The organism is Geminocystis sp. GBBB08 (assembly GCF_016743215.1).
Lineage (GTDB): Bacteria > Cyanobacteriota > Cyanobacteriia > Cyanobacteriales > Cyanobacteriaceae > Geminocystis.
Window position 1 is genome coordinate 1 of record NZ_VRZC01000194.1, and the last position, 6,368, is coordinate 6,368.

5 protein-coding genes are annotated in these 6,368 nt (G+C 32.3%); 3 read left to right on the forward strand and 2 right to left on the reverse strand.

Annotated elements, in window-relative coordinates; translation table 11 throughout:
- On the forward strand, positions 1 to 1,161 hold a 1,161-nt coding region (locus FWJ34_RS17235), incomplete at its 5' end, for a DUF3685 domain-containing protein (protein ID WP_308256577.1).
- A gap of 55 nt (positions 1,162 to 1,216) precedes the next feature.
- The gene (gene ftsH, locus FWJ34_RS17240) at positions 1,217 to 3,088 is read left to right on the forward strand and encodes an ATP-dependent zinc metalloprotease FtsH (protein WP_308256578.1); all 1,872 of its coding nucleotides are present in this window, start codon (positions 1,217 to 1,219) and stop codon (positions 3,086 to 3,088) included.
- Positions 3,089 to 3,374: 286 nt separating this feature from the next.
- Here ftsH and FWJ34_RS17245 read toward each other — a convergent pair whose 3' ends face one another.
- Together FWJ34_RS17245 and FWJ34_RS17250 are read right to left on the reverse strand one after the other, a co-directional pair.
- Positions 3,375 to 4,574 (reverse strand): DUF4336 domain-containing protein, encoded by a 1,200-nt coding sequence (locus tag FWJ34_RS17245; protein ID WP_308256579.1) that lies wholly within the window; start codon positions 4,572 to 4,574, stop codon positions 3,375 to 3,377.
- Between the two features lie 231 nt (positions 4,575 to 4,805).
- Positions 4,806 to 5,372: an FKBP-type peptidyl-prolyl cis-trans isomerase gene (locus FWJ34_RS17250; RefSeq protein WP_308256580.1), complete on the reverse strand. Its 567-nt coding sequence runs from the start codon at positions 5,370 to 5,372 to the stop codon at positions 4,806 to 4,808.
- A gap of 368 nt (positions 5,373 to 5,740) precedes the next feature.
- Between FWJ34_RS17250 and FWJ34_RS17255 the strand changes: the two genes are divergently transcribed.
- On the forward strand, positions 5,741 to 6,277 hold the full coding sequence (locus FWJ34_RS17255) for a hypothetical protein (protein WP_308256581.1): 537 nt from the start codon (positions 5,741 to 5,743) through the stop codon (positions 6,275 to 6,277).
- Positions 6,278 to 6,368 lie beyond the last annotated feature (91 nt).

Genomic DNA, 6,368 nt, shown 5'->3' on the forward strand with positions numbered 1-6,368 from the left:
ATTGAAGACTATATTCAAGGAAGAAAATTATCCCTAGGAGATGTTTTATATTGGCAAGGAAGAAAACGAGAACTAAAATTAGCGAAATGGTTGATTAGTCAATTTACTCCAAATTATGCTGAGATTATTTCTAATCTTACTTTAAAGTCTGAGACATTAGATAATTCTTCAAATAATAATTTCCCTGATAATTTTAATAGTCAAATTATTTTAAGTAATAACCTTAATAATATTTATGATTTAACCTTAGCCAAAATAAAAGGCTCTGTTAAGAATTCTACTAACAATTTATATTCTATTGATATATTAAAAAATGCGAAAAAACAGGAGTTATTAATAGTTATTTTACAAGAGTGGATTACTACTATTAAAAATTTAGATAGCATTGATTTAGAGGAGAACAAATTATCAGAACAAATAGATATTTTGCTCAAAGATTTATGGCAAAATTCTACTATTAAATTTTTGAGTCGCTACTATATAATTAACTCAAATATTGACCAAGAAACTTCCTATGATTTAGTGGAGTTAGTTTTAGAAAATGGTAATAGTTTGTTCTCTGAAACTTTATCTAAATTACCTTTTTTAGAGGATATTATTTTTTACCAAGTTTATCAACAAGATTTAGTAATTGATAATCAAGTATATAAACATGATAGTCAGTCAGCTAAAGATATAGAAGAAATTATTTTTCAGAATATTATTATTAATATTGCTAATTATGTCATGGATTTTACCTTAAATAAATTTGCTGATAACCTCAACATTAAACACAATTTATTTAATTTAGATTTAAAATCTTCTCGAAAAGTAGCTATGTTTCGTAATGACTTAGTTTGGGCTTATCGTCAAGAAAAGTATTGGCGAAATCCGAGAAATATCTTTGAAGATCAATTTGAAATGTTAAAATTAACTTATCAAGGTATCGAAACCTGTAAGATAAGTCATCCTAGAGATGAAGAATTGAACACTATAAAGGGAATACCGTTATGGGTGACAATTTTAATTGAATTTAGGGATAGTTTGTCAAAAGGGATAAAATCTTTAGAGGATACTTTGGGTAAAGTTCTGGTTTATTTACTCACAGAAGTTATTGGTAAAGGTATTGGATTAATTGGTAAAGGCATTTTGCAAGGAATAGGTAATAGAATAAGAAATTGAGGATTATCAAAAGAGGAACGTTATTAAATAGTTTATTATTTTAGAGAATCATAAAATGCACAGTTATCATAAATTCAACACCACTAAAGCATCTAAACACAAAAAAATTGTTAGTTTAATGGCAGGAAGTTTATTGCTTTTCCAAACGTTTTTGACAGGAAATAGTGTATTGGCACAACAAAAAAATCAGCCAATTACTTTCAGTGATTTACTGACAAGTTTGGAAAATGGGGAAGTAAAAAGAGTTTCCATTGATCGTTCTACTAATATCGCCTATGTTTATTTAGTAGGAGAAAATCAAGCTCAACCACGGAAAGTTAAGTTATTTAATGACAATAATCCCGAATTAATCTCTAAAATTCGAGAAAAAAAGGTAGATTTTGCGATGGAATCTTCTGCTGCTAGTACAGCCGCTTTACTCAACACCATGCAACTCGGTGTTCTTCTTTTGTTGATTATTGGTTTATTCATCTTAATCAAAAAATCTGCTAATAGTGCAGCCGGGGCTATGAATTTCGGTAAATCACGGGCTAAATTTCAAATGGAAGCCACTACTGGAGTTGAATTTAAAGACGTAGCGGGAATTGAAGAAGCTAAAGAAGAATTACAAGAAGTAGTCGTATTTCTCAAAACTCCTGATAAATTTACTGCCGTCGGTGCTAAAATTCCTAGGGGTGTTTTATTAGTAGGCCCTCCGGGTACAGGTAAAACTCTTTTAGCTAAAGCCATTGCGGGAGAAGCAGAAGTTCCTTTTTTCAGCATTTCCGGTTCAGAATTTGTAGAAATGTTTGTAGGAGTTGGTGCTTCCCGTGTCCGTGATTTATTCAAAAAAGCCAAAGAAAATGCACCTTGTTTAGTATTTATTGACGAAATTGATGCCGTAGGCAGACAAAGAGGCACGGGTATTGGCGGTGGTAATGATGAAAGAGAGCAGACTTTAAACCAACTATTGACAGAAATGGACGGATTTGAGGGAAATACTGGGATTATTGTTATTGCAGCAACGAATCGCCCTGATGTGCTAGATAGTGCTTTATTACGCCCGGGAAGATTCGATCGCCAAGTGATAGTAGATTATCCTGATTTAAACGGACGTTTAGGTATTTTAGATGTTCATGCCGCTACCAAAAAGATTGCTCCTGAAGTATCATTAAATACGATCGCCCAACGGACTCCTGGATTTTCAGGGGCTGATTTAGCTAATTTACTGAATGAAGCAGCTATTTTAACTGTCAGAAGAAGAAAAGAAGCTATTACTATGTCAGAAATCGATGCCGCAATTGATCGAGTTATAGCGGGAATGGAAGGCACTCCATTAGTTGATAGTAAGAGTAAAAGATTAATCGCCTATCACGAAATTGGTCATGCAATTGTAGGTACCTTTACTAAAGGTCATGATCCCGTTGAAAAAGTAACCCTAATTCCCAGAGGACAAGCCAGAGGCTTAACGTGGTTTACTCCTGATGAAGAACAGGGCTTAGTTTCTAAAAGTCAACTGTTTGCTCATATTACAGGTTTATTGGGGGGAAGAGCGGCAGAAGATGTTATTTTTGGTGATGATGAAATTACCACGGGTGCCGGAAATGACATTGAAAGGGTGACAACCTTAACCCGCCAAATGGTAACAAAGTTCGGAATGTCAACATTAGGTCCTATTGCCTTAGAAGGGGAAGAACAACCTTTATTTTTAGGAAATGATAACGTTAATCGATCTGAATATTCCCAAGAAATTGCGGAAAAAATCGATTTACAAGTTAGAAAAATTGTTTTTCAATGTTATGAAAATGCAAAAAAAATCATCAGGGAAAATAGAGGATTAATTGATAATTTAGTAGATTTATTAATTGAAAAAGAAACTATTGAGGGGGATATTTTACGTCAAATTGTAACTAATTATTCTCAAAAACAATCTATTTTAACTAAGTAATTAGGAGGTACTTAAAAAGTGTTTTGGTGAGGGTAGAGAATGGACAATAGTTTTAATACCTGAGTTCGATATAAAATTATCGGTGAAGGTAAAACTAGGAGACTAAGGGACTAGAAGACTAGGAGAAAATTCACTTAAACATTATTAAAATTGATTTTCGATAATTATTTATTAAATTTAATTTAGATCTTTTGATTCATTTTGAGAACAATCACTTCCCTCTCACCCCCCCCTTCTCTTTATTCTGGTAAATAATAAAACTTTTTTGTTAGAGATTTATCCTTCTTTATTCATAATTTTTTCTAGGTTTTGCTATATTTAATTTAACTAAAGTTTTCTCTAATTGTTTAATAAAAATACTATCTTTTTGGTAAATTTGATCATTGCCACTAGGGTATAAATTTTGCCCTGAAAAAGGATTCTTTTCTAAAAAAGAAAATGCTTGACGAAATTGTCTCGGTGTCGCTTTAATTGGTGCAGAAAAATGAGCAGGAATAATATTATTAAAATCCCATGTAGAGATATAAGTCGCCCAATTAATTACAGATTGTGGTGCTTCAGGTAAAATTAAAGTTTCAAGTATTGGTGCAACTAATGGTATTTCTCGATTAGCGATCGCCTCAAAGGATTTTTGCCAATTTTGTTGCCAACGAAAAGGGTATAACCCAAAATAGTTAGCACGAGAGCGATTAGGGGCGTTTATAGCTTCTTGAATGAATTGTTTAAGGGGGATTGTCTCTATCATACTAGGGCGAAAATAAAGGGCAAATAAACAGATTCTCTGCCAACCTTTAAGACGATTTTCTTCAGTATTTTCGAGGTTATCTAAAGCGCTTTCTCTAGCATGAAAAAGCAAAGGAAAAAGATTTAATTCGATAATTTTCGGGGGATATTGGGGAATTTTGATGACAATATCGGTAACTAATAATGTTTTAGAACTTTTATGTAATAAAGCAACTTCAACAAATGAACCTTGACTTAAATCGATGTCTAAAATATGATATTGAAATTCATCAGCAAAGGGTGATTCTTGATAATCCAAAGGAAGAATTTTCGTGCGTTGACGAGGAAAACCAAGCCATGTTAATGGTAAATTAATGGGAAAACTCCACTGACTAGGCGCACTCCAAACTTCGGCAGTAGAAAAATAACGGGCAAAAGGGCCAACAAAAATTTTATGCTCTAATCCTGAACTGGTAGAGTGAATAATATACTTAACTTTTCCGTGCTGATTTTCTAATTCTCTCACGAGATTAACACATTCTGGAGTAGGTGCGATGGGACAATATACTAATAAGCCACCTGTATTTAATTTAATAATGGTCATGCGAATAGGTACAACCGCGTATAATAAACCGTGGGGTTGCTCAAAAGTCCAGATAGTATCTTTTATTACTTCTTGTCTTAAAGTTGGTCGTTGTTGGTAAGGATAAAGGGGTAATAAAAACCACAAATTCCAATTTTGCTCTTTTTTTTTACTTAACATATACACTCAGAAGAAGAGAAGAAGAGGAGAGAGTTTTTGGTTTTTCATTCCTAATTCCTTTCGGTTAGATAAGACTCTACCGTTCACACAACTTGTAGAAAATTGTGAGTTCGTAACGGATCAAACGTTACAGGCATAAACGGCAATGCCCTTAGATCATAGCTATTAAAAGCATTTAATCTTACTTTTCTAATGATGTTATACGAACCCCCACAAATTGCTAATTTCTCATTATTTAATTTCTAACAATTCTACATCGAAGATTAAAGTTGAGTTGGGCGGAATTGCACCACCTGCACCTCTTGCACCATAACCTAAATCGGGAGGAATAATTAAGGTACTTTTTGTTCCTACGCTCATGTTTGCTACACCTTCATCCCATCCTTTGATAACCTGCCCTACACCAATGGTAAAGGTAAAAGGTTGATTGCGATCGAGAGAACTATCAAATTTCTTGCCTCTTTTAAAGCCTTCTTCTGCTAAGTAGCCTGTATAGTGTACTGTTACTTTTTGTCCTCTTTTTGGAGTTTCCCCATCTCCTGCTTGTATTTCAATATACTTTAAGCCTGTAGCAGAAGTTTGTGCCTTTGATAAATCTATATCCATATTTCCTTGAGGTTTAAGTTGACTAGCATCTGCTAAAGATGATTTTTCAGATACATTTTGAGTTAGTGTAACATTGTTTGTACCTATTTCCGAAGCGATGGCTTCTGGTTTACCCTGATTAAAAATAAAGGAAACTATTAAAAATCCCGCACAAACAATCACAATTCCCATGCTAAATATAATCGGCTTCATCTTCAATAAAATATCTGTGATTAAGGTCAATGATCAATTGTCTATCACAAACCTTCATTTGTCTATAATTAACAACTAACAATTATCAATAATTAATGATCAATGATCAATTATTATTTGCTATAGCAATCCTAAATCAGTTATGAAATATTTAAAGATAGGAAATAATGTTTTACCTATTATTTAACAAGGGGTTTAAACCCCTTGCCTTTAAAACCCCTTGCCTTTAAAACCCCTTGCCTTTAAATTTGTAGTCGTTATTTTGCCACAAATCATTTAGGATTGCTATAGCTGATAGCTATAACATCTTTTGTTGATAGAGAGTATAATGAGTGAATAATTTTCATTACTTATTTTTATTTGATAAAATGTTAGATAAACTTTTTGGTAAAAAATTTAAAAAGACGGCTAATGTCTCTCAAGATTATGTAAATAGTAACAAGAATATTCAAACGAAAACGGTTAATAAAAAACAAAAAATATCTATAGCAAAACAAAGAGAACTACAAATAGAAAGGAAAAACAAAATTATTGCTGAATTCGAGAAATCGTTACTAAATTTACAAATAGAAACAGGTATTTGGACACCCTTATATATTGTTGATTTATATGAAGTTGATTTATCTGAATCTAAGATAGATTTTGCCCCTTTTATCGAAAAAAATTTAGATGAATGTTTTGCTATTCATAAAGAGAAATTAAGACAAAAAATTTATCGAGAGTCTTTTAACTTACAACCTTCAGAATTATTAATTGTTGTCAAAGAAATTAGCGGAGAGATTTTCTTATCTTTTAAAAAATTTCCTTATAACATTGAGAAATTGGTTGAACTTTTAAATGTAGGTTTTTTAACTCCTGATACCCATAAAATTCTTTTTCTTACTTATAATATATTTACACCGTAGCTTACTTATTATTTTAAATACTTAAGACACACAATCAGGTAACCAACCATTAGAAATACATACTCCTTTATACATCACAGTATGATTACGC